Origin of the sequence: Thermosulfurimonas marina (assembly GCF_012317585.1) — a bacterium.
Lineage (GTDB): Bacteria > Desulfobacterota > Thermodesulfobacteria > Thermodesulfobacteriales > Thermodesulfobacteriaceae > Thermosulfurimonas_A > Thermosulfurimonas_A marina.
The window spans coordinates 1,434,104-1,455,184 of sequence record NZ_CP042909.1 but is presented as its reverse complement, the minus strand read 5'-3'; the positions used below and the strand labels follow the sequence as shown (position 1 = coordinate 1,455,184).

The 21,081-nt window shown below is 58.8% G+C and carries 22 protein-coding genes, 2 tRNA genes and 1 other RNA gene; 12 read left to right on the top strand and 13 right to left on the bottom strand.

What is annotated here, in order from left to right; translation table 11 throughout:
- Position 1: 1 nt before the first annotated feature.
- Genes FVE67_RS07585 through ilvD form a run of 5 tightly spaced genes read right to left on the bottom strand, consistent with a single transcriptional unit; the run spans position 2 to position 5,134 of the window.
- Entirely contained in the window at positions 2–1,078 is a 1,077-nt protein-coding gene (locus FVE67_RS07585; protein ID WP_168720007.1) for an MlaD family protein, read from the bottom strand.
- Positions 1,053–1,829 carry an ABC transporter ATP-binding protein gene (locus FVE67_RS07580; RefSeq protein ID WP_168720006.1) on the bottom strand — a complete coding sequence of 259 codons (777 nt, stop codon included), beginning with the start codon at positions 1,827–1,829 and terminating at the stop codon, positions 1,053–1,055. Before FVE67_RS07580 ends, FVE67_RS07585 begins: the two co-directional genes overlap by 26 nt.
- Before the next feature lie 4 nt (positions 1,830–1,833).
- Entirely contained in the window at positions 1,834–2,604 is a 771-nt protein-coding gene (locus FVE67_RS07575; protein WP_168720005.1) for an MlaE family ABC transporter permease, read from the bottom strand.
- Positions 2,605–2,629: 25 nt separating this feature from the next.
- Entirely contained in the window at positions 2,630–3,475 is an 846-nt protein-coding gene (locus tag FVE67_RS07570; RefSeq protein ID WP_168720004.1) for a PfkB family carbohydrate kinase, read from the bottom strand.
- The gene (ilvD, locus tag FVE67_RS07565) at positions 3,476–5,134 is read right to left on the bottom strand and encodes a dihydroxy-acid dehydratase (protein ID WP_168720003.1); all 1,659 of its coding nucleotides are present in this window, start codon (positions 5,132–5,134) and stop codon (positions 3,476–3,478) included. It abuts the gene before it with no gap.
- 102 nt (positions 5,135–5,236) lie between these two features.
- Here ilvD and FVE67_RS07560 point away from each other — a divergent pair, with 102 nt between their 5' ends.
- Genes FVE67_RS07560 through rsmG form a run of 7 tightly spaced genes read left to right on the top strand, consistent with a single transcriptional unit; the run spans position 5,237 to position 9,304 of the window.
- Positions 5,237–5,461: a NifU family protein gene (locus FVE67_RS07560; RefSeq protein ID WP_168720002.1), complete on the top strand. Its 225-nt coding sequence runs from the start codon at positions 5,237–5,239 to the stop codon at positions 5,459–5,461.
- Positions 5,462–5,471: 10 nt separating this feature from the next.
- The gene (gene rpoZ / locus FVE67_RS07555; protein ID WP_168720001.1) at positions 5,472–5,735 is read left to right on the top strand and encodes a DNA-directed RNA polymerase subunit omega; all 264 of its coding nucleotides are present in this window, start codon (positions 5,472–5,474) and stop codon (positions 5,733–5,735) included.
- Entirely contained in the window at positions 5,732–6,850 is a 1,119-nt protein-coding gene (dnaJ, locus tag FVE67_RS07550) for a molecular chaperone DnaJ (RefSeq protein WP_168720000.1), read from the top strand. The genes rpoZ and dnaJ overlap by 4 nt, the downstream gene beginning before the upstream one ends.
- Before the next feature lie 2 nt (positions 6,851–6,852).
- Positions 6,853–7,353, top strand: coding sequence for a cyclic pyranopterin monophosphate synthase MoaC (moaC, locus tag FVE67_RS07545; protein ID WP_168719999.1), 501 nt, complete (start codon positions 6,853–6,855; stop codon positions 7,351–7,353).
- The gene (dksA, locus tag FVE67_RS07540) at positions 7,334–7,696 is read left to right on the top strand and encodes an RNA polymerase-binding protein DksA (protein WP_168719998.1); all 363 of its coding nucleotides are present in this window, start codon (positions 7,334–7,336) and stop codon (positions 7,694–7,696) included. Before moaC ends, dksA begins: the two co-directional genes overlap by 20 nt.
- Before the next feature lies 1 nt (position 7,697).
- Entirely contained in the window at positions 7,698–8,666 is a 969-nt protein-coding gene (locus tag FVE67_RS07535; RefSeq protein ID WP_168719997.1) for a galactose-1-phosphate uridylyltransferase, read from the top strand.
- Positions 8,663–9,304: a 16S rRNA (guanine(527)-N(7))-methyltransferase RsmG gene (gene rsmG / locus FVE67_RS07530; protein WP_168719996.1), complete on the top strand. Its 642-nt coding sequence runs from the start codon at positions 8,663–8,665 to the stop codon at positions 9,302–9,304. Before FVE67_RS07535 ends, rsmG begins: the two co-directional genes overlap by 4 nt.
- Here rsmG and FVE67_RS09495 read toward each other — a convergent pair.
- Together FVE67_RS09495 and FVE67_RS07520 are read right to left on the bottom strand one after the other, a co-directional pair.
- Entirely contained in the window at positions 9,285–9,410 is a 126-nt protein-coding gene (locus tag FVE67_RS09495; protein ID WP_281347176.1) for a hypothetical protein, read from the bottom strand. The genes rsmG and FVE67_RS09495 overlap by 20 nt on opposite strands.
- Positions 9,411–9,435: 25 nt before the next feature.
- Positions 9,436–10,209 carry a lipopolysaccharide kinase InaA family protein gene (locus FVE67_RS07520; RefSeq protein WP_168719994.1) on the bottom strand — a complete coding sequence of 258 codons (774 nt, stop codon included), beginning with the start codon at positions 10,207–10,209 and terminating at the stop codon, positions 9,436–9,438.
- A 162-nt stretch (positions 10,210–10,371) separates the two neighbouring features.
- On the opposite strand from FVE67_RS07520, the gene FVE67_RS07515 reads away from it, so the two are divergent.
- Positions 10,372–13,779 carry an AAA family ATPase gene (locus FVE67_RS07515; RefSeq protein ID WP_168719993.1) on the top strand — a complete coding sequence of 1,136 codons (3,408 nt, stop codon included), beginning with the start codon at positions 10,372–10,374 and terminating at the stop codon, positions 13,777–13,779.
- On the opposite strand, the gene FVE67_RS07510 is transcribed toward FVE67_RS07515, so the two are convergent.
- Entirely contained in the window at positions 13,776–14,162 is a 387-nt protein-coding gene (locus tag FVE67_RS07510; RefSeq protein ID WP_168719992.1) for a hypothetical protein, read from the bottom strand. The two genes, FVE67_RS07515 and FVE67_RS07510, sit on opposite strands and share 4 nt — an antisense overlap.
- Positions 14,163–14,460: 298 nt before the next feature.
- Between FVE67_RS07510 and FVE67_RS07505 the strand changes: the two genes are divergently transcribed.
- Positions 14,461–15,609 (top strand): IS256 family transposase, encoded by a 1,149-nt coding sequence (locus FVE67_RS07505; protein WP_425505381.1) that lies wholly within the window; start codon positions 14,461–14,463, stop codon positions 15,607–15,609.
- Positions 15,610–16,014: 405 nt separating this feature from the next.
- Here FVE67_RS07505 and FVE67_RS07500 read toward each other — a convergent pair.
- The 5 genes from FVE67_RS07500 to prxU all read right to left on the bottom strand — a co-directional run bounded on the left by FVE67_RS07500 (position 16,015) and on the right by prxU (position 18,284).
- A tRNA-Leu gene (locus FVE67_RS07500) sits at positions 16,015–16,101 on the bottom strand.
- Positions 16,102–16,298: 197 nt separating this feature from the next.
- Positions 16,299–16,394, bottom strand: a tRNA-Sec gene (locus FVE67_RS07495).
- 6 nt (positions 16,395–16,400) lie between these two features.
- An RNA gene (ffs, locus tag FVE67_RS07490) (signal recognition particle sRNA small type) lies at positions 16,401–16,499 on the bottom strand.
- 66 nt (positions 16,500–16,565) lie between these two features.
- Positions 16,566–17,621 carry a cytochrome-c peroxidase gene (locus tag FVE67_RS07485; RefSeq protein ID WP_168719991.1) on the bottom strand — a complete coding sequence of 352 codons (1,056 nt, stop codon included), beginning with the start codon at positions 17,619–17,621 and terminating at the stop codon, positions 16,566–16,568.
- Between the two features lie 54 nt (positions 17,622–17,675).
- On the bottom strand, positions 17,676–18,284 hold the full coding sequence (gene prxU / locus FVE67_RS07480; RefSeq protein ID WP_168719990.1) for a thioredoxin-dependent peroxiredoxin: 609 nt from the start codon (positions 18,282–18,284) through the stop codon (positions 17,676–17,678).
- Positions 18,285–18,471: 187 nt separating this feature from the next.
- Here prxU and FVE67_RS07475 point away from each other — a divergent pair, with 187 nt between their 5' ends.
- The 3 genes from FVE67_RS07475 to FVE67_RS07465 are packed head-to-tail and all read left to right on the top strand — an operon-like array spanning position 18,472 to position 21,054.
- On the top strand, positions 18,472–19,323 hold the full coding sequence (locus FVE67_RS07475; protein WP_168719989.1) for a DUF4198 domain-containing protein: 852 nt from the start codon (positions 18,472–18,474) through the stop codon (positions 19,321–19,323).
- A complete protein-coding gene (cbiM, locus tag FVE67_RS07470) occupies positions 19,323–20,357 on the top strand; it encodes a cobalt transporter CbiM (protein ID WP_168719988.1) in 1,035 nt (344 codons plus the stop codon). Before FVE67_RS07475 ends, cbiM begins: the two co-directional genes overlap by 1 nt.
- Complete coding sequence (locus tag FVE67_RS07465; RefSeq protein ID WP_168719987.1) at positions 20,338–21,054, top strand: energy-coupling factor transporter transmembrane component T family protein; 717 nt, start codon at positions 20,338–20,340, stop codon at positions 21,052–21,054. The genes cbiM and FVE67_RS07465 overlap by 20 nt, the downstream gene beginning before the upstream one ends.
- Positions 21,055–21,081 lie beyond the last annotated feature (27 nt).

Genomic DNA, 21,081 nt, shown 5'->3' with positions numbered 1-21,081 from the left:
ATCAGTGCATGGCCGCCCCGGCGATGGTCCCCAGGACGGAAATGGGCACCTGTTCCTGGAGGCCGGAGGTGGCCCGGTTCACATTCTGGAGGGCCCGCTTGGCCTCCACGTAAAGGCTATCGTCATTGACCAGCTTGCCCAAGGTCCCCTGGCCCCGATCCACCTTCTTCACGATGCGGTTGAGGGTGCGCACGGCGTCCTCAAGCTCGCTATAGAGCTCCTCGTCGGTCAGCAGCTTGCCCAGGGTCCCCTCCCCGCGGTTGATCTTTTCAGCCACCTCGGCAATGGCCGTAGAGCCCTTTTCCACACTGTCCATGGCCTGCCGGAAGCTCCGGTAAAGCTCCTCGTCGGTAAGGAGTTTGCCCAGGGTCCCCTCCCCGCGGCGCATGCGTTCCGAGACCTCCCGCAGGTTGGCCATGGTGACCTTGAAGTCCCCAAAACTGGACTTGATCTCCCGATAGAGCTCCTCGTCGGTAAGGAGTTTACCCAGGGTCCCCTCCCCGCGGTTGATGCGGTCCGCAGCCTGTTTGATAGAGGCGCTGGCGTCGCGGAGGTTGGCTATAAGCTCCTTTAGGTTGCGCCGGCCCTCTTCCGAGCCCAAAATCTCGCTGAGGCCCTCGGCGGCCTGGCGGAGTTCCTTGACGGCCGGGCCCACCTCGGCCAAGACCTGCCCCAGATCCACGGGGCTTTCCGTACGGGCGATCTCGCGGCCCGGAGAAAGCACCTCCCGGGCCCGACCCTGGCGGATCTCCACGAAACGGTCTCCCAGGACCCCCGCCGTACGAACTACGGCCTCGGCATCGGCCGCAATCTTGACCCCTTTATAGATCAGAAGCTCTACCCGGGCCTTACCCTCGGGAAGGAGCTCGATCCGGCCCACCCGGCCGATCTCCACTCCGGCCATCTCCACCCGGGCCCCCCGCACCAGCCCGGAAACATTTTCGAAGACCGCATAGAGGGGATAGGTGCCTTGAGGATGGAAAGACTCCTCCGCCAGTTTTACCGTAAGGTAGGCCAGAACCGCCAAGGCCGCCACCACGAAGATTCCTACCTTAATCTCCGTGCTTTTCTTGTACATGGCTTCCCTCCCCGGGCAGACAGCCCTCAAAAGCACTCCTTAAAAATTGTCTCACAAAAGGATGATCGCTTTCTCGGATCTCCTTGGGAGGCCCAAAGGCCACCACCCGCCCCTCGTGAAGCATGGCGATGAAGTCTGCGGCCTGCAGGGCGATGGGCACATCATGGCTCACCACCACTCCCGTAAGCCCGAACCTCCTCTGGGTCTCCCGGATGAGCTTCATGATGGAGACCTGAAGGATGGGGTCCAGTCCCGTGGTGGGCTCGTCAAAGAGGATGATCTCCGGCTCCAGAGCCAGGGCCCGGGCCAGGGCCGCCCGCTTGCGCATGCCCCCGGAAAGCTCCGCCGGATACTTGTCTCGGGCCTCCAGAAGCCCCACCACCGCAAGCTTTTCTTCCACCCGTTTTTCGATCTCCCGGCGGGAAAGCCGGGTGTGCTCCATCAAAGGAAAGGCCACATTCTCGGCCACGGTCATGGAGTCAAAGAGGGCCCCCTCCTGAAAGAGGAAACCGAAACGCCGGCGCAGGCGCTGCCACTGGGCCGGGGAATAATCCGTGACGTCCTCTCCGTCGATGAGAATCTTTCCCCGGTCAGGCCTGAGGAGCCCGATCATGTGTTTGAGAAGAACGCTCTTTCCGGTCCCGCTGCGGCCCATAATGAAGGTGAGGCGGCCTCGGGGTATCTTGAGATTCACCCCGGCGAGCACCTTTTGTTCTCCAAAGCTCTTGTGCAGATCGATCAATTCCACCATAGCTTTAAAAGAGGAGGGAGGTGAGGATATAGTCTCCCACCAGGATGGCCACCGAGGCAATCACCACCGCCTCCGTGGTGGCCTGCCCCACCCCTTCGGCCCCTCCTCGGGCATTATATCCCTTATAGCAACCGATTATGGCCAAAAGACCTCCGAAAACAAAGGCCTTATAAAGACCACTTGAAATATCTATCCATTCCACCATCTCGCGCATCTTTTCTACGAAGATCCCCGCATCCACTTTAAGAAGGAGGACCCCTACCAGATAACCCCCGGCGATTCCCACGGCATCGGCGATTACCGTAAGGAGAGGGACCATGAGCACCGCAGCCCAGAAGCGCGGAACCACCAGATAATGGATGGGGTGCACCGCCATGACCTCCAGGGCATCGATCTGCTCCGTGACCCTCATGGTACCGAGCTCTGCGGCCATGGCTGAGCCCGCCCGGGCGGTAACCATGAGACTGGTCAGGACCGGTCCCAACTCCCTTACCAGGGAAAGGGCTACCAGGCCTCCGAGAAGGCTCTCTCCCCCGAACTTGGATAGAGCCCGGTAGCTCTGAAAGGCAATGACCATCCCGGAAAAGAGGGCCGTAAGGACCACCACTACCAGGGAGTTTACCCCCACAAATTCCATCTGCTTGAAAAAAAGCCGCACCCGATAGGGGGGTTTGAGGGTCAAGGCCAGGGTGGAAAGAAAGAGAAGGAACATCCCTCCAGCCTGGGAGACAAAGGAAAGCCCCAACCTTCCCAGATAGGCCAAAAAGTTTCCCATAGGCACCCCCGCTAGGTAGCCTATTTTAACACTCCTGAGGCCGGAAAGGCAAGTTTGCGATTTCCTGAAAGGTGGGCACTCCGGAAAGGCCCGGACGGGTAACCGCCAGGGCCGCAAGCTCCATCGCGGCCTTCAGGGCCTCCTCCGGGCCTTTTCCTCGAAAAAGGAGGCCGAAAAAAGCCCCGGCCAGGACGTCTCCGGCCCCGGTGGGGTCCACCGCAGACACCTTGCGGGCTGGAAAAAACCTCTCCCCTTTTCCGCGGAAGAGACTAGCCCCCTCAGCCCCGCGGGTAAGGACCAGGATCTCCGTCCGGGCCCGAAGTTCGGAAAGAAGTCCCTGAAAATCGGCGGCCAGATCCTCCTCGCTCACCACTAAGGCCTCAAAATGAGGGGCCCGGGAGAGATCCGGAACCCGGGCCCGCACCCTCCCCTCCTCGTCCACCTCCCGAAACCAGCCCTGGGGGTTGGCCACCAGGTGGCGAAAGCGCACGGCCTCAAGCCAGATCCCGGGCTCCGGAGGGACCTCGTCAAGGACCGGGGCCAGGTGCAGGACCTCTACGGCAAAGGGTCGCTCCGGTAAGGCCTTAAAGTTCAGGGCTTGCGCCCGGGCGAGCACCCGCTGGCGGCGCCCGGACGCAGTCTCCTCGTTCACGAAGATTGTGGTCTCCGGCGAGGGCTCGAGATGAAAAAAGAGTTCCCCGAAGAGCCTCTCCAGATCTTCCGCCCTTTCGGCACAGGAGGTAAGCACATGGGTCTCCCAGGAAAGCCGGCGCACGGTAAGCCCGGCATAGAGCACCGCCCCTCCAAAACGATACCCCTCTCCCGGAATGAGGTCCCGGGTGAGGTGTCCGGCCAGGAGATAGCGCCCCATTTATTCTTCGAGCACCGCCCCCTTGGCCCCGGAGGTGACCAAACGGGCGTAACGGGCCAGCACTCCCGAGACCTTTTTCTTCTTGGGCCTCCAGCTCTTGCGCCGGCGCTCAAGCTCCTCCTCGGAGACCAGAAGGTCCAGGCGCCGGGCCGGGATATCAATGCGGATACGGTCTCCGTCCCTGACCAGGGCGATGGGCCCTCCTTCGGCCGCCTCCGGGGAGACGTGCCCGATGCAGGCCCCCTGCGTGCCTCCGCTAAAGCGTCCGTCGGTGATGAGGGCCACCGAGGCCCCTAGGCCCATCCCGATGAGGGCCGAGGTAGGGGAAAGCATTTCCCGCATTCCCGGCCCCCCTTTAGGACCTTCATAGCGGATGACCACTACGTCTCCGGGCTGGATCTTTCCGGAGAGAATGGCCCGATAGGCCTCCTCCTCCGAGTCAAAGACCCGGGCCGGCCCCTCATGGCGCATCATCTCCGGGACTACGGCGCTGGTCTTGACCACCGCCCCCTCCGGGGCCAGGCTCCCCCAGAGAATGGCAATGCCTCCTTCTGAACGATAGGCCTTCTCCAAGGGCCGGATAACCTCGGGATTGCGAATTTCCGCCCCGGAAAGATTTTCCTTGAGGGAGGCCCCGGTTCCGGTAAGGACGGAAAGGTCCAAGAGCCCGGCCCGGGAAAGCTCGGCCATCACCGCCGGGATGCCCCCGGCCTCGTAGAGTTCCGGCACGCTGTGAGGCCCGGCAGGGATGAGACTGGCTAGCACCGGGGTGCGCCGGGAGATCTCGTCAAAGACCTCCAGAGAGAGTTTGATCCCGGCCTCCCGGGCGATGGCCGGAAGATGAAGCACGGTATTGGTAGAACACCCCAGGGCCATGTCCACGGTAATGGCGTTACGGAAGGCGGCCTCGGTGGCGATCTTCCGGGGAGTGATCCGGCGCCGCAAAAGCTCCACCACCTTGGCCCCGGTGCGCTTGGCCAGCCGCAGGCGCTCGGCACTCACCGCCGGGACGGTCCCGTTTCCCGGAAGAGCCAGTCCCAAAGCCTCGGAAAGGCAATTCATGGAGTTGGCCGTGAACATCCCCGCGCAGGAACCGCAGGTGGGGCAGGCGCAGGCCTCAAGCTCCGCCAGTTCCTCCTCGGTCATCTCCCCGACCTTGACCTTGCCTATTCCCTCAAAGACGGAGATGAGGTTGACCTTGCGCCCCCGGAAGCTTCCGGTGAGCATGGGCCCCCCGGAGACAAGAAGGGCCGGGAGATTGAGCCTTAAGGCGGCCATGAGCATTCCCGGGGTGATCTTGTCGCAACTTGAGACCAGGACCAGGGCGTCAAAGGCGTGGGCCTGGGCCATGATCTCGATGGAGTCGGCGATGATCTCCCGGGAGACCAGAGAATACTTCATCCCCTCGTGATTCATGGCAATGCCGTCGCAGACCCCGATAACCCCGAACTCCACCGGCACCCCTCCGGCCATACGCACTCCGGCCTTTACCGCCTCGGTCACCTGGCGCAGGTGCATATGCCCGGGAACGATCTCGTTAAAGGAGTTGACCACCCCGATGAGAGGCTTGCGCAATTCCTCGTCCGTTAGCCCCAAGGCCCGAAGAAGGGACCGATGGGGGGCCCGTTCAAGACCCTTTTTCACCCGGTCGCTGCGCATTTTCTCCTCCTGCTTGTCGCGAATTTTCTTAACTTATAGCACCCTTGTTTTTTTGAGAAAAGCCGTTAACTTAAGGGCAAACTTTGCAAGGAGGTTTCGAAAATGCGTGAAGCGGTAGAAGCGGCTCTCTCCAAGGTAAGGCCCATGCTTCAGGCCGACGGTGGAGACGTGGAGCTGGTGGAGATCACCGAGGATGGGGTGGTGAAGGTCCGCCTGCGCGGGGCCTGCGGGGCCTGTCCCATGAGCCAGATGACCCTGAAGATGGGCATCGAGCGCTACCTCAAGAAGGAAGTCCCGGAGGTCAAATCCGTCGAAGCGGTGATGTAGGAGGAGCCCTATGGCCCGAGTCACCATTGAGGACTGCCTGGAGAAAGTCCCCAACCGCTTCAAACTCATTCATCTGGCCGTGGAGCGGGTACGCCAGTTGCGCAAAGGGGCCAAGCCCCTGGTAGAGTGCGACAACAAAGAGATCGTGACCGCCCTGCGGGAGATTGCGGCCGGCAAAGTAACCTTTGAAAACATCCAGGAGCTGGCCCGGGAGGCCGAAGAGTTTTCCATTTCGGATCTCCTGGAGGGGAAAGCTCCCGGTGAGGAGTCGTGAAGAAGGACTATTATGCCCTTCTGGGGGTTCCCCGTAACGCCACGCAGGAAGAAATCAAGCGGGCCTACCGTCGCCTGGCCTTGAAGTATCATCCGGATCGCAACCCCGGCGATCCGGAGGCCGAGGAAAGATTTAAGGAGATCTCCGAGGCCTACGAGGTCCTTTCCGATCCGGAAAAACGGGCTATATACGACGCCCAGGGTCATGCCGGACTTCACCAACGGGGTTTCAGAGGGTTTGAAGATGTAGAAGACATCTTTTCGGCCTTCTCCGATCTTTTTGAGGAATTTTTCGGGTTCAGTTTCCGAGAGAGATCTCCGGGTCGCAAGCCCAGAGCCGGAGCCGATCTTTCCTACGAGGTCTCCCTCAGCCTAGAAGAGGTCTATCACGGGAAGGAAGTGGAGATCACCTTAGAGAAGTATCTGCGGTGCGAGGAGTGTGGAGGTTCGGGGCTAGCCCCGGGGGCCGGGCCGCGGTACTGCCCGGTCTGCAAAGGACGGGGGCATGTGGTCCACTCCGAAGGCTTTTTCCGCTTAACCACCACCTGTCCTCACTGTCAAGGGATGGGGACCCTGATCTCTGATCCCTGCCCCCGGTGCCATGGAGAGGGGCGGGTGTGGGGCAAGAGGCGCCTGCGGGTGAAAATTCCCCCTGGAGTAGAAGAGGGCTCCGTCATTCGGGTGCCCGGGGAGGGGGAAGCCGGCCTCTACGGCGGGCCTCCCGGAGACCTCTACCTCAAGATCCGCACCAAGCCCCATGCCTATTTCCGCCGGGAGGGCAAGAACCTCGTTCTTACTTTAGTGATCGGGGTGGTAGACGCCATCTTAGGGGCCCGCACCGAGGTCCAACATCTTTCCGGTGAGACCATTCCCATCGAGATCCCCCGGGGGACCCAGCCCGGCGATCGCCTTCTTCTGAAGGGCAAAGGGCTTCCGGACCCCCGTGGGGGTGAGCCCGGGGATCTCCTGGTAGAAATCGAAGTTCGACTCCCCTCCCGGGTCAACCGGGAACAGGAGGAACTCCTGCGGCGGTTTTCCGAGCTGGAAAAAAGCGAGGGCCCGCAGGTAAAAAGTCGCAAAAAGTCCGGGTTCTGGCGCAAGATCTTTAAGGAGTAGCCATGGAGTTCACTCACCTTAATCCCGATGGCACGGCCCGTATGGTGGATGTTTCGGAAAAGCCCCCTACGGCTCGGGAGGCCGTGGCTCGGGGACGGGTTATCCTGGGAGAAAAGGTCTTCCCTCTGGTGCGCGAGCGCAACCTTCCCAAAGGAGACCTCTTTGGCGCAGCCCGCATTGCGGGCATCCTTGCGGCCAAGCGTACCCCGGAACTCATCCCCCTTTGTCATCCCCTGCCCCTTTCCAAGGTGGAAATCCAGTTTGAATTGAACGAAGAGGATCAGGCCCTGGAGATCGAGGCCCGGGCCAAAACCGTGGCCCAGACCGGTGTAGAAATGGAGGCCCTCACCGCGGTGGCAGTGGCCGCCCTTACGGTCTACGACATGTGCAAGGGGATTGACAAGGGGGTACGCATAACGGATATTCGCTTGGTAAGAAAAAGCGGGGGCAAGAGCGGAGAAGTGATCCTGGAAGGAGGCTTGCATGGATCCCAAAAAGCTTGAACACTTCAAAAAACTCCTCCTCGAAAAAAAACAACGTCTTATCGCTGAGGCCGATCGGGCCTTCCATAATCTCGAGGGGGGAGCCGAACACCTGGCCGACCCTACGGACATCGCCACCATGGAAAGCGACCTGGGGCTGGATCTCCGCCTGCGGGATCGAGAACGCAAGCTTTTGCGCAAGATAGAGAAGGCCCTTCAGAAGATCGAAGAGGGCTCCTACGGCATCTGTGAGGCCTGCGGGGGAGAAATCGAGGAGAAGCGCCTCGAGGCCCGCCCCGAGGCCACCCTGTGTATCCGTTGCAAACGCGAGCAGGAGAAGATGGAAAAACTCCGCGGGGAATAGCTTGCCCGAGATCCGGGAAGACCCGCTGAGTGGACGCCTGAGCCTGGTGGCCCCGGAAAGGGGGCGGCGTCCTCACGATTTTCAGCCCCTTCCGGAGACGGCGGAGACCGGTCCCTGCCCCTTTTGCCCCGGGAACGAACATCTCACCCCCCCGGAGCTCCTGCGCCTTACAGGTCCGGAAGGGGACTGGAGCGTGCGGGTAGTCCCCAACAAGTTTGCGGCCCTGGTCCCCGGCAAAGCAGATCCTCCTCCTTCGGATCTCTTTGTAGTCCTTCCGGGGGTGGGGCGACACGAAGTCATTATCGAGACCCCGGAACATGAAAGGGCTCTCGCCGAGCTCTCTCCCTCCCAGGTGCTCCGGGTACTGGAGGCCTTCCGGCAGCGAAAGGAGGCCTTTCAGGCCGAGGGCTGGCGTTACGGGCTCTTTTTCAAGAATCACGGGGCCCGGGCCGGAGCCTCCCGACGCCACAGCCACAGCCAGGTCCTGGCCCTGCCCTTTCTTCCCCCACTCCTAAAACGGGAATTCGCCCGCCTTGAGGAATTTCGACACCGTAAGGGCCGTTGCCTTTTCTGCGAGATGGTGGAAAAGGAGCGCCGGGAGCCCCGAAAGATTCTGGAGAGCGAAAATTTTCTGGCCGCTGCGGCCTTTGCCCCGAGACAGCCTCTGGAGACCTGGATCCTTCATAAGGCCCACGGCCGGCCCTTCGACACCCTGGAGGAGAGAGAACTCCTAGAATTTGCCGAAGTTCTTCTTCATCTCCTTCGCGCCTTAAACCGCATCGTGCCCAACCTTCCTTACAATTTCTTTTTGCACCTTGAGCCCCTTAAAGGGCCCTTTCCCGAAGACTTCCACTGGCACCTGGAGCTGGTCCCGGCGCTCACCCGGGTGGCGGGTTTCGAATGGGGGGCCGAGGCCTATATCGTGCCCGTGGCCCCGGAGGAGGCCGCAGCCTGGCTAAGAGAGGCGTGACCGAAGAGGCCTTCTGGCGGGAAGCCCGCCGCTTGGTCCCCGGTTTGGGGCCCCCGGTCCTGGAAAAACTCCTTCTTTATGCGGATCTCCTGCAAGAGATGGCCCATCCCTTGGGCCTTCTCGGGACGGCCACGCGCGGGGAAATACTGGCCAAGCACCTCCTAGACAGTCTGGTCTTGGTGCCCCACCTTCCCCCCACCGGAAAAATCGCGGACCTGGGAAGTGGGGCCGGGCTTCCGGGTCTGGTATTGAAGATAGTCCGTCCGGATCTGGAGGTCTGGCTGGTGGAGCCCCGGCGCCGGGCGGTCTCCTTTCTAGAATATGCCGCGGCCCGCCTCGGTCTTTCGGCAGTGAAAATCCTTCGGGCCCGGGCCGAAGATCCCGAGGTCCCCCGGGCCCATTTCGAGGCGGTCACCGCCCGGGCCGTAAGCGAACTGATCCAACTCTGGTCTCTGGCCGAACCCCTTCTCCTCCCTCAAGGGCGCCTCCTGGCCCTCAAGGCCGCAGGCAAACTCGACCGCGAACTCCAGACCTTTAAGAAGGCCTTCCCCGGAGTCCACCTCCAGACCCACCCCTATCGACTTCCCGGAAGACAAAAGGGGGTAGTGGTAGAGGTCTTCAAAGGGTCTCCCAATTGAGGCAATTGGGACAGACCCAGGTGATGGCGTTACAGGAAAAATATTTCTGGTCCCGGGAGAGACAGACCTGACAGACGGTAAAACCGCAGCGGCGGCAGCGCCACACCAGAGGCCGTTCTTCTCCGCAGAATTCACACCGCCCGGAGGCGTATTTTTTGGCGCGCTTTAAGTTTGGCATCGTGGGCCGCAATCTTTCGGATTTTCCCTTCTAATCTTTTAAGCATCTTGGGGGATTCCAGCCAGGGGTGGAACCGTCCGTACTCCGAAAGGAACCTCTTTTCAAATTCCGCGGAGGACTCTCCCAGGACCTCTCTTGCCGAATAGAAGAGTTCCGCCAGATCTTTAATGATCCAGCGGAAACGCAGACCCTCACTCTGCCGCAGGCGCTGAAGATCGATGAGAAAAAACCGCCGGCCGTCGAAAAACAGGTGACAGAGGTAAAAATCCTGATGGGAAAAACCCAGGGCGTGAAAGCGGGCCGCAAAGGCCGCCAGAGGCCAGGCCAAACGCAGGGCGACCTCCGGTTCCTCCCGGAAGAGATCCTCCAGGCGCCGGCCCGGGGCAGCCGAAAGGAGGCTAAAGGCCCGCCGGGGACGCAGGCCTCTTTCCAGCCCGAAGGCCACGGGCTCGGGCACACTAAAGCCGCGGCGAGAAAGCTCTTTTACCGCCCACCATTCCCGCTCCGCCCCGCACACAAACTCCAGAGCCCCGAAGCGGAAATAACGTTTGAGAAAAAGGGACTGCCCTCTGACCTCGAGGAGTCTGATCTCCCGATCCGGCTTGACCTTAAAAGGTCGCCCCACTTCTCCCCAGAAGGCCTCGAAGCGCTCGAGCCCGCACCCGGCCAGTTTCTCTCGCCAACCAGGAACGATCTCGAAGATTTTCTTTTCCCAAAAGGAAAACACTTCTTTATAGAGCCTCGGGCCAGACCTGAAGGTTTATCAAAGCCACACGAGCCTCCAAAACTTCCTTTGTGGGTTCAGAATACCATCCTAAAACTAAGAGGCAATTTTCAATAATATTTCTAGAGGTCGGCCTCAAGGGAACATGGTAAAATAGAGCCACCCATGCGGATCAAACGCCTGGAGATATACGGGTTCAAGTCCTTCCCCTACCGGGTGGTTCTCCCCTTTCCCCCGGGGATTTCGGCTATTGTAGGGCCCAATGGAAGCGGGAAAAGCAACATTGTGGACGCCTTGCGCTGGGTCCTGGGGGAGCAGAGTCTCAAGAGGCTACGGGTGCGCGCCGCCGAAGAGCTCCTTTTTGCCGGAGATCACGGGCGGGCCCCGGCCTTTGCCGAAGTGCGTCTAGTCTTGGAAAATGACGGCCAGGCCCCGGAAAGTCTCCGGGATCTTCCAGAGATCGTGGTGGCCCGAAGGCTCTATCGCTCTGGAGAGTCGGAATTTTTGATCAATAACCGGGCCTGCCGCCTCAAAGACATTCATTATCTCTTCCTGGACACCGGAGTCCATCCCCGGGGCTACGGTCTCATCGATCAGGGCGAGGTGGGGAAGTTCCTGGAGTGGAGTCCGGAGGAGAGGCGCTTTTTCCTGGAGGAGCTGGCCGGGGTCTCCCGCTACCGGGTCAATCGGGAGGAATCCCGCCGCAACCTCGAGCGCACCCGGGAGAACCTGGCCCGGGTGGAGGATCTCCTGGCCGAACTGGAAAGCCGCCTCCAGGAGCTCTCGGAGCAGGCCCGGCTGGCCCGGGAATATCGGAAGCTACGGGAGGAGTTCCGGCATCTAGCCCTAACCCGACTGGCCCTCCTCTGGCTCCGAGCCCAGCGGGCCAAGGAGCGGGCGGAGGAACAACTCCGGGAGATAGAAGAAAAGCTTTCGCGTCTTGAGGAGGAAGAAAAGGGTCGTCTCCCGGAATACGAAAAGACCGTGACCGAGGCCCATCTCCTCAAAAGAAAGCTTCGAGAGAGGGAAGAGGAACTCCAGGAAGAAGAAAGAAGACGGGAGGAGCTTTCGCGCAAACTCCGGGCCCTTTATCAGGAAGAGGCGGAACTCTCTCGGAGCCTAGAGCGGGAAAAGACCCGCAAAGAAGCCCTGGCCGAAGAGATCCGCAGGCTGGAGACCCAGAGGGAGACCCTCTTTGAAGAAAAAAGGGCCCTCTCCGAGGTCCTAGAAGCGGAAAAAGCGCAGCAGGAAAAAGCCCGCAAGGAATTTGAGGCCCTCCAAGAAAAGCTCGAAAAAGAAGAAAAGGGCTTTCGGGAGATAGAGACCCGAGTTCTTTCCCTCCAAGAAAAACGGCGTTTTGCCGAGGCCGAACGAGAAAGGATCCTTCGGGAGATTCGGAGCCTTTCCGAAAAGGAAAGCCTTCTCCAGGAAAAGGCCACCCAGATGGCCCGGAGTAGAGAAAAAGGGCTTGCTGAAAGGGAAAACCTTAACGAAGAGCTCCAAGCTCTGGAGGCGAGGTACCGAAAACTCCTTGAGGAGGCTCAGAGACGGACTGAGGTCCAAAAAGAGCTCAAGGTCCAATTACAGGCCTTTGAGGAAACTCTTCGGGTCCTTGAGCAGGAAAAAAGGGCCCTCCTTAAGGAAAAAGAGGCCCTCAAGTCCGCCCTTTCCCGTCTTCTTCCTCCGGATCTCCGTCGCCTGCGGGAAAGAAGAGACCTCAAGCTCCTGGCCGATCTTCTAGAGGTCCCTCCGGAAAAGCGTCCTCAGGCCGAGGCCGTGCTCGCCGAAAGACTCCTCTTTCCGGTGGCAGAAGGCCCGGAGGAGCTATCTCTTCTCACAAAAACCGAAGGTCTTCCCGGTCTTTTTCTTTCTACCCCCGAGACCCGCAAAAGGCTTAAGGCCTTTCTTGGAGGCCTAGGGGAAGCCGAAGCCCCGGAGGCCCTCTGGGAAGACCCCCCGGAGGTCCCGGTCTATCTCCCCGGCCAGGGTCTTCTTTTCGAACCCCCAGGTTTTCTTAAGGTCCTGCGAAAGGGAGGGCCGGGCATTTTGGAGATCAAAGGCCGTCTGGAAGAGATAGCCTCTCGGTTGAAGGACCTTCAGTCTGAAACCTCCAATATTTCACAAAAAAGGGAAATTCTCCGCGAAAAATTGGCCCAAATCCAAAAAGAAGCCGAAAAAATTACCTCAGAAGCCCAGATTAGGGAAAAAGAGATACAAAAAGTCCAAAAGAGACTTTCGGAGATAGAAAGGGCCCTGGAACGCCTGCAGCAGGAGGAGGCCTTTCTCCGGCGCGAGGAGGGAGAGCTTCTTCAACGCCGGGAAACTCTCGAAAGGGAGCTTGCGGCCAAGGAAAAAGAAGTGGAAGCCCTGAAAATAGAGCTGGAGGGGATCTTCTCCGAGGAAGATCGCCTGCGGCAAGAGCTTTCCGGGCTAAAGGAGGAGGCCCGGAAACGGGATCAAGAATTACGGGAGAGGGCCCGGAAGGTGGCCGAGCTTTCCGGACGCCTCCAATCCTTAAAGGAACAGGAAAGTGAACTGGAAAAGGCCCTTTCCCGGGCCCGGGAAAAGCGCGAGAGGGCCGGGCAGCAGGAGGCCCTCCTTTCCGAAGAATTGAACTTCGTGCGGGAGACTCTGCGAAAGATCCAGGCCGAACGGCGAAAGCTCGAAGAAACCCTGGAAAAGAAACGTCGGGAGCTTGAGGCCCTTAAAGGGCGTTATACGGAGGTCCAAGAAACCTTAAGGCAATTAGAGGAGGCCGAAAGGGTCCGTAGCCGGGAGCGGGGGCGTTTGCAAGAGAGAAAGCACAAACTCGAGATCGACCGGGTGGAGGCGGAAATGACCCTGGAGCACCTCCGGGAGGAGGCCCGGGAGATCCACGAAACCGATCTAGAGGCCTTCGTCTCCGGAGGCCCTCCGGCTGAGAAGGATCTCTCCCGGGTAGAGGAGGCCCTCCAGCGTGTGCGGGAAAGGCTGGCCGAGTTTCCCCCGGTGAATCTGGCCGCCGAGGAGGAGCTCCAGCGGGTGGAGGAACGTCGGACCTTTCTTTCCGAAAGACGGGCCGAACTCCTTTCGGCCATAGCCGATCTGGAGAAGGCCATGGAGAGGCTTGACGCCGAAAGCCGAAGACTCCTGCGCGAGACCCTGGAGGTGGCTAACGCCCGGTTAAAAGAGGTCTTTCCTCTCCTTTTTGAAGGAGGTCGGGCCGAACTCTATCTCACCCGTCCCGAGGACCCCCTCTCTTCCGGCCTGGACCTGCGGGTAAAACTTCCCGGAAAGCCTGTAAAGCACCTGACCATGCTTTCCGGAGGAGAAAAGGCCCTCTGTGCCCTGGCAGTGCTCTTCGCCTTCTATCTGGTGAAATCCGGGCCCTTCTGCATCCTGGACGAGGTGGACGCCCCGCTGGACGAGGCTAACACCCTGCGCTTCAACAGCCTTCTTCAGAAACTCAAAGAGCGCTCCCAGGTGATCCTCATTACCCACAATCCCCGGGTCATGGAGGTGGCCGACGCCCTTTTCGGGGTCACCATGGAAGAAGAAGGGGTCTCCAAGGTGGTCAGCGTAAAACTGGTCTAAAAACGCAGGCTCCCTCCCCGAGGCCCTCGCCGGGCCCGAAGGAGCATCACCAGGACAAAAAGGATAAGGGTGGCGATAAGGGCTACCAGGGCCTTTATGAGCACCTGAATCTCTAAGTGCAATTCCTCCACCCGGGCCTCGAGTTTTCCCAAACGAGCCTCAACCTGACTCTGAAAAGACCTCTCCTTCTCGGAATGCTCCAGCAATTTCTGGTTTTCTTCCCGAAGGGCCCCTATCTCCGTAGAAAGTCTTTCCAGCTCTCCAGAAAGCTTTCCCAGACGATAATTGCAATTTTTAAGCCCTTTGGACATTTCGGAAAGGATCTGAAAAGAAGTTCCATTTTCGGCCCCGCTAAAGGCCGGAAAGAAAAACACGACCATCAAGAGAAAGAAAAAGATTCCTAGAAAGGACCCTTTTCCCAGAATGCGAGGCATATTTAAGGGATAGCAGAAAAAATTGTTTTCGACAATCACAAAAATTGGGGCGGGCCGGGGCCCGCCCCTGAGGAGGGTGTGGGTGGGAGAGCGGATATACATGCTCCCTATTTAAGTATATAAAATTTCTTTCCCTATTTCAAGTCCACGGGTAGTGTTTCACAAATTGTGTCCGAGGGGGTAAATAAAGAGGCCTTCCTCCTTGCGATAATAAGTGGGAGTCAAACCAAAGGGAAGGAGGAAGGCCATGCAGGACAGAGAAATTATAGAAAAGCTGGAGGACCTCATCAAGGAGGCCATTAAAAGCGTGATTGAGCGACTGGCTATTGAGGAAAGAAGCCTTTACCTTGAGGAACACCCTGAAACCAAAGGCAATGGTTTCTACTCTCGCTCCCTTCTCACCAAATACGGGCCTATTGAAGGCCTTATGGTTCCCAGAACTCGAGATGGAAACTTTAGAGCTCAGATTCTACCTCCTCCAAGGAGAAGAGCCGGTCTCGACTTGGGAGAAGCTGTATTGGCCTTGTACGCTTCGGGAGCCAGTACCAGGGCGGTTTCAAGATTTATCGAGACCATTTACGGGGCTTACTATTCGCCAGCCAGTATAAGCAGACTAACGGAGGTAGCCGAGGACCAAATTGAGTCCTGGAGAAAGCGAAGGCTTTCGGAGGAATACTTTGCCCTTTATCTGGATGCTACTTTTCTGCCGGTGAGGAGAGGAACTGTGGCCAGGGAGCCGGTGTATCTGGCTTTGGGGATAAGGCGAGATGGGACCAGAGAGATTGTGGGCTTTTGGACCAGTGGAGGGGAAGGTGAGAGCGCTCTGGTTTATCAGGAAATTTTCAACGAACTGCGCGAAAGAGGTCTCAAGAGGATTGAGGTGGTCATAGGGGACGGGCTATCAGGCTTGAAGGAGGCGGTTCTCAGGGTTTATCCTGGGGCCAGGTTTCAGAGATGCGTTCTTCACAGTCTCAAGTATAGCCTGAGGAAGGTTCGGAGGTCTCACCGAGAGGCGCTGGCTCAGGATTTGAGGAAAATTTATCGGGCTGGGAGGAGGTCCGAGGCCCTGGAGGCCTTCAGGGCTTTCAAGGCCCGGTGGCAAGGGAAGTATCCGGAAGTAGTGAAGCACTGGGAGGAGAACCTCGAGGATCTCTTGGTTTTTCTGGAATATCCGGAGCCTATTCGGAATTATATTTACACCACGAATCAGCTTGAAAGGCTGATTAAAGAGGTCAAGCGCAGGACCAAGGTGATAGAGGTTTTCTGTGAGCCTGGGGCACTTTACAAGGTAGTCTATCTGGTGCTTAGGGGTCTAGAGGAGAAATACCGTTCGCGAAAACTGAGAGGTTTTGAGGATCTTATGGAGGAAGGCCTCTTATCCTGCGGACACAGTTGACGAAACACTATGGTCCACGACTTGCCTCATTAAAAATACGAAAGGGACTTCGTTGGACACTGGTGAAGTTTTGTGTCTGGACCTAAAAGTCATCTTTTCCATACCTCTCCTTGAAAAAGCCCCAGAAGATCGGAGGTTACCTGGAGCATTCGGACGCGAAAAAAACCTATGCCCTCCTCACTCCGAAGCCCATAGCTCTTTTCGAAGGGGGAGGACCGGTCCCGTAAGTTGGTTTCCTTGGGAAGTGGCTCGAGAAACGGGAAAAAGCTCCTTCTAATCGAGAATAATCACGCAAAATCGGAAGTCGAGTCCTCCGCTTATTGAGAAGGATTCTCAGATCTCTATCCCTTGCGTATCATGGCTTTCCCGGCATTTGTCCCCGGATTGTCCCCAAGAAGGGAAAAATGGTGCCGAGGGCGGGAGTCGAACCCGCACGGGCCGAAGCCCACTAGCCCCTCAAGCCAGCGCGTCTACCAGTTCCGCCACCTCGGCACAGATCATCTCATATTTAACCCCTCTCTCCTCAAGCGTCAAGACAGGTGTTACTGCAAGTGTTACTGCAAGGCGATTTTGTCACCCTTAACTGCAAAGCCAAAACACCGGCGCTGTGGTACCCAGAGACCTAGAGGAAAGATATCACTTTTCCGCCGTGAGACATTGGGGCCAGCCCGGATTATTAGAATCTAGATTGGCGGAAGCGCATGGGAATCGAACCCACCCGCCGCCGTTTCCGACGGCGCACCGGGTTTGAAGCCCGGGGGGGCCACCAGGCCCCTGGCGCTTCCGCTTACGGCTGCCGGGCACCCCTGCGGCACCCGGAGAGCCCGGCTACCGTTGCTCCCTTTCGGGCCTGGCGGGGTTCACCGGGATCCGTCGCGCAGGACCCGGCAGCCAGATCTATTTTAAAGGGATCTGTCAAAAAAGAAAGGGCGGCCGCAAGGGCCGCCCTCAAAGGCCTATTTTACCTTGCCCAGGATGGGCCTGGGGGTACGGTCGGTGCTAGGAGGAAGGATGGGAAGCACAATCTCCGGCTGTTTTCCGGTAAGGGTCTTGAGAAAGGCCACGATCTTGCGCACTTCTTCTGGACTGAGATCTGCTCCCAGCTGGGCCGAACCCATGATGGAGACCGCATCCTCCAGACTCCAGACCTTGCCGGAATGGAAATAGGGATAGGTCAGGGCGATATTGCGCAGGGAAGGAACCTTAAAGACATATTCGTCAGAGGCGGTCTTGGTCACCGCAAAGCGGCCTTTGTCTCCCGGAGGAAGAATATCCGCCCCGGGGCGCTCCACCACTCCGAAGGGGGCGTACATCCCTCCTCCCACGTTGATTCCGTTATGGCAGTTGGCGCAGCCCTTTTCCATGAAAAGACGCAGACCCTCCTTCTCTTCGGCCGTAAGGGCCCGAAGATCTCCTTTAAGAAACCGATCGAAGGGAGAGTTGGGAGTAAGAAGGGTGGCCTCGAAGGCCTCGATGGCCTTGGCCACGTTGTCAAAGGTCACGGGGTCTTTTTCCCCGGGGAAGGCCTTCCGGAAAAGCTCCACATACTCCGGAATGGACTTGAGGGTAGCCACCACCCTCTCCGGGGTGTTGCTCATTTCTACCGAGGCCTGAACCGGACCTTTGGCCTGTTCTTCCAGGTCCTTGGCTCGGCCGTCCCAGAACTGCGCCGTATTGAAGACGGAGTTGAGGACTGTAGGGGCATTCCGTGGCCCCCGTTGCCACATGTGCCCGGTGGAAGTCTCCTGGATATCCACTCCGGCCAGAGAGAGATTGTGACAGGTGTTACAGCTTATGAGGTGGGAGGCCGAAAGGCGGGGATCAAAGTAGAGCATCTTTCCCAGCTCAATCTTGTAAGGGTTTAAGGGATTGCCCTTCAGGGCCGGAGGCTTTTCCGGAAGCGGTTCGAAATACCTTCGGGCTCGGGAAAGCAGATCCTGATCCCCAGCCCATACCGGAAAAGCCAAACAAAAAGAAAGAATCCCCAAAACCAAAAGGTTTAAGAGACGCATGGTCACACCCCCCTTGGGAAATTGGGCGGGGGGATACCCCCGCCCTTTTCTCTATTAGTCTACCAATTCCGCCTTCCAAGTCTCATAGACCTTTCCGGCCAGATCCGCTCCGGGCTTGAGGGTGGGCTTTCCGGGCTCCCAGTGGGCCGGACAGACCTCGGCCCCTCCGGTCTCCCTCACATGCTGGAAGGCCTTGATGCGCCGCACCAGCTCGTCCGCGTTGCGCCCTACCGGGGCGTTCAGGATATCCATAAATTGGATCACCCCATCCGGATCGATGAGAAAGGTCCCCCGCAAGTTGAGGCCGGCCTTCTCGTCATAGACTCCGTAGAGCTGGCCGATCTTTCCCGCCGGATCGGAAAGCAAGGGATAAGGAATGCCCCCCTCGATCATCTTGGAAAGCTCGGTCTCCTGCCAGACCTTGTGCACGAAGGGGGTATCGATACTGATTCCAAAGACCTCTACCCCCATCTCTTTGAGATCCTTGTACTTCTTGGCAATGGCCACCAATTCCGTAGGACAGACAAAGGTAAAGTCTGCGGGATAAAAAACCAGAAGCACCCACTTTCCCCGATAATCCGAAAGCTTAAAGGTCTTGATCTCTCCATCGGCATAACCCTGGGCCTCAAAGTCTGGGGCCAACAAACCCGGTCTGATGCACATAACTCAACCTCCTTTTCTATTTTTTGGTGTTATTTATTTAGAAGAATTTTTGTTTTCTGTCAACCCCCTCGACCAAAAATTAAGTCCGCCTCGGGACGAAGGCCACCCTGAAAGCTCGAGGTTGACATGGTTGACATTAGTGCTATCTTTATTAAAATAATGTTACCATAAGAGGAGGAAGTTGTCCATGGGCAAGAGGATAGGCTTAAGGGGTATCGTAGGGCTTTTGTGGTTGGGATTTCTGGCCGGCGGGGCCTGGGCCCATTTTCTCATCGCCGTGCCTCCGGAGGGTCAAGGCTACGGATTGCGGGGGCAGGTGATAAATATCTGGGTCCTTTTTGGGCATCCCTTTGAGGGCATCCTTTACGATCTCAAGGCCCCCAAGGGGTTCATGCTCAAGCCGGAGGGTCAAAAAGACCGCCTTTCCTTTAGCCGGATCGAGGTCAAGGACTATGCCTCCGGACGCAAACGCTTCGGCTACCGAATAGAATACCTCCCCACGGCCCGCGGCGACTACTACCTCTGTCTGCAGTCTCAACCCTATCTCAACCAGGAAGAAGGAGAGGTCTGGGAAGATCGAATGAAAACCCCCCTCCATGTCCAGGTGGAAAAGGGCTGGCAAAACCTTTGCGGCTTCGAACTGGAGATCCAGCCCCTTTCTCGACCTTATGGGCTTCGGGTGGGGCAGGTCTTCCGCGGCCGGGTCCTTCTCAACGGAAAGCCCCTCCCCGGAGCCCAATTGGAAGTAGAAAAACTCAACGGTTTTTATGTGCCGGAGGAAAAACTTCCTCTGGACGCCTACGGTAGGGTAAACGAGCCCCTGATCACCTTCGTCCTCAAGACCGACAAAGAGGGATTCTTCGAAGTAGGCTTTCCCGAAGGGGGTTGGTGGGTGGTGAATGTGGCCGTGCCTGCGGGAAAGGCCCCCTACGCCAATCGCACCTTTCCCCGGATGTTGCGTTCCGGAATCTGGCTCTATGTCTTTGAGACCCCGGCCCTGGCCCCCACGGGTTTTCCTCTTTTCCGGGAGGTCCGCTGATGCACATAAGCGACGGAGTGCTTCCGGCCTGGGAGAGCCTCTGTGGATGGGGGATCGCCGCTGGAGGGCTGGCCCTGGGCCTTAGAAGGCTCTCTCTGGAGGAAATTCCCCGCACCGCCCTGATGACCGCGGCCCTTTTTCTGGCGGCCCTGGTACATGTCCCCCTGGGGCCCACCAGCGTGCACCTCACCCTGGAAGGGCTGGCCGGGGTCCTTTTGGGGCCCCAGGCCTTTCTGGCCCTCTTTGTGGCCCTTACCCTTCAGGCCCTTCTCTTTCAGTTTGGAGGAATCTTTTCCCTGGGAGTAAACACCCTCATTATGGGACTTCCGGCGGCCCTGGTCGGATGGCTCTGGCAGAGGGAGGTCCACAAAGGGGAAATCCTGGCCGGAGTCCTGGCCGCGGGAGCAGTGTTGAGCTCGGGGCTCCTTTTGGCCTTGGCCCTGGCCTTGGCTGGCAAGGCCTTCTGGCGCACGGCCCAACTAGCCCTGGTCGCCCATCTTCCGGTGGCGGCCCTAGAAGGCCTGATCACCTTCTTTGCCCTCAAGGCCCTGAAGCGGATGCACCCGGAAATTCTCCTGGCCGCAGCAGGTCTCCTTCTAGTCCTGGCCTCTCCGGCCCGGGCCCATCGCCTGGACTTTGATCTCCGTCCCCAGGACGGGGGGCTTTTACTCGAAGCTTACTTTGCTGACGGACGGCCTGCCCGGGGAGATCGGGTGGAACTCTATTGCCAGGACCGGAAAGTAGCGGAAACCGTAACCGATCAGGAGGGGCGAGCCCGGCTCTCGAGGCCCCCCTGCACCGAGGTCCGGGTGGTGGTCTCGGGGGCCCTGGGACACCGGGCCGAAAGGGTGCTCCGGCTGGCCCCGGAAAAACCCTCGGCCCCAAAATCGGAGCCATCCCCTCCCAAACACCCAAGGGAACTTCCCGTGGAGGGGATTCTTTCCGGACTGGCCCTCCTTTTGGCCTTAGCGGCCCTGGGGCTGGCCCTAGAAAACCGCCGGAGGTTGAGAGAGCTTGCATCTTCCAGAGATTGACCGCTACGGCCGGGGGACCAGCCCTCTACATCGCCTGGATCCCCGACTCAAGTTGGCCGCTCTTTTTTCCTTTCTTCTGGCCACCGCCCTGGCTCGCAATCCCTCCGCGGCCGGACTCTCCCTGGCCCTGGCCCTGGGCTTGGTTATCCTTTCCCGGCTTCCGGCTTCCTTCGTATGGTGGCACCTGCGGGCCCCTTTGGCCCTGGGCCTCCTCCTGGCCCTGGTGCTCTCCCTTACCGCACCTCAGGGACTTTTCCTTTCCTTTACCATCCTCCTGCGCATCGGGGCCTCCTTCCTCTTCTTTCTGGCCCTGGTGGGGACTTCTCCCCTTCCGGAGACCCTGCGAGCGGCCGCGGCCTTAAAGGCCCCGGAAAAACTCCTGGCCCTTTTCGTCATGAGCTATCGCTACGCCTACACCCTGCTCGACGACCTGCGCCACCTCCAGCTGGCTATGGTAGCCCGGGGCTTTCGGGAGAGATCGAATTTGGCTACCTATCGTCTGAAAGCCCGGCTTTACGCCCTGCTCCTGCTCCGGGCCCATGAAGAAACCGAAAGGACCCTCCGGGCGATGTACGCCCGGGGTTTCCACCACCTGCGCCATGGCCGCCCGGCCCCGCTTCAAACCCGGAAAGTCCTGGCGGGACTTCCCCTCCTTGCCGCCGCCGGTCTCCTTCTATTCCTCAATATCCTCTGGTAAGTTTTAAAAAACGGCCTAGGAGGTAGG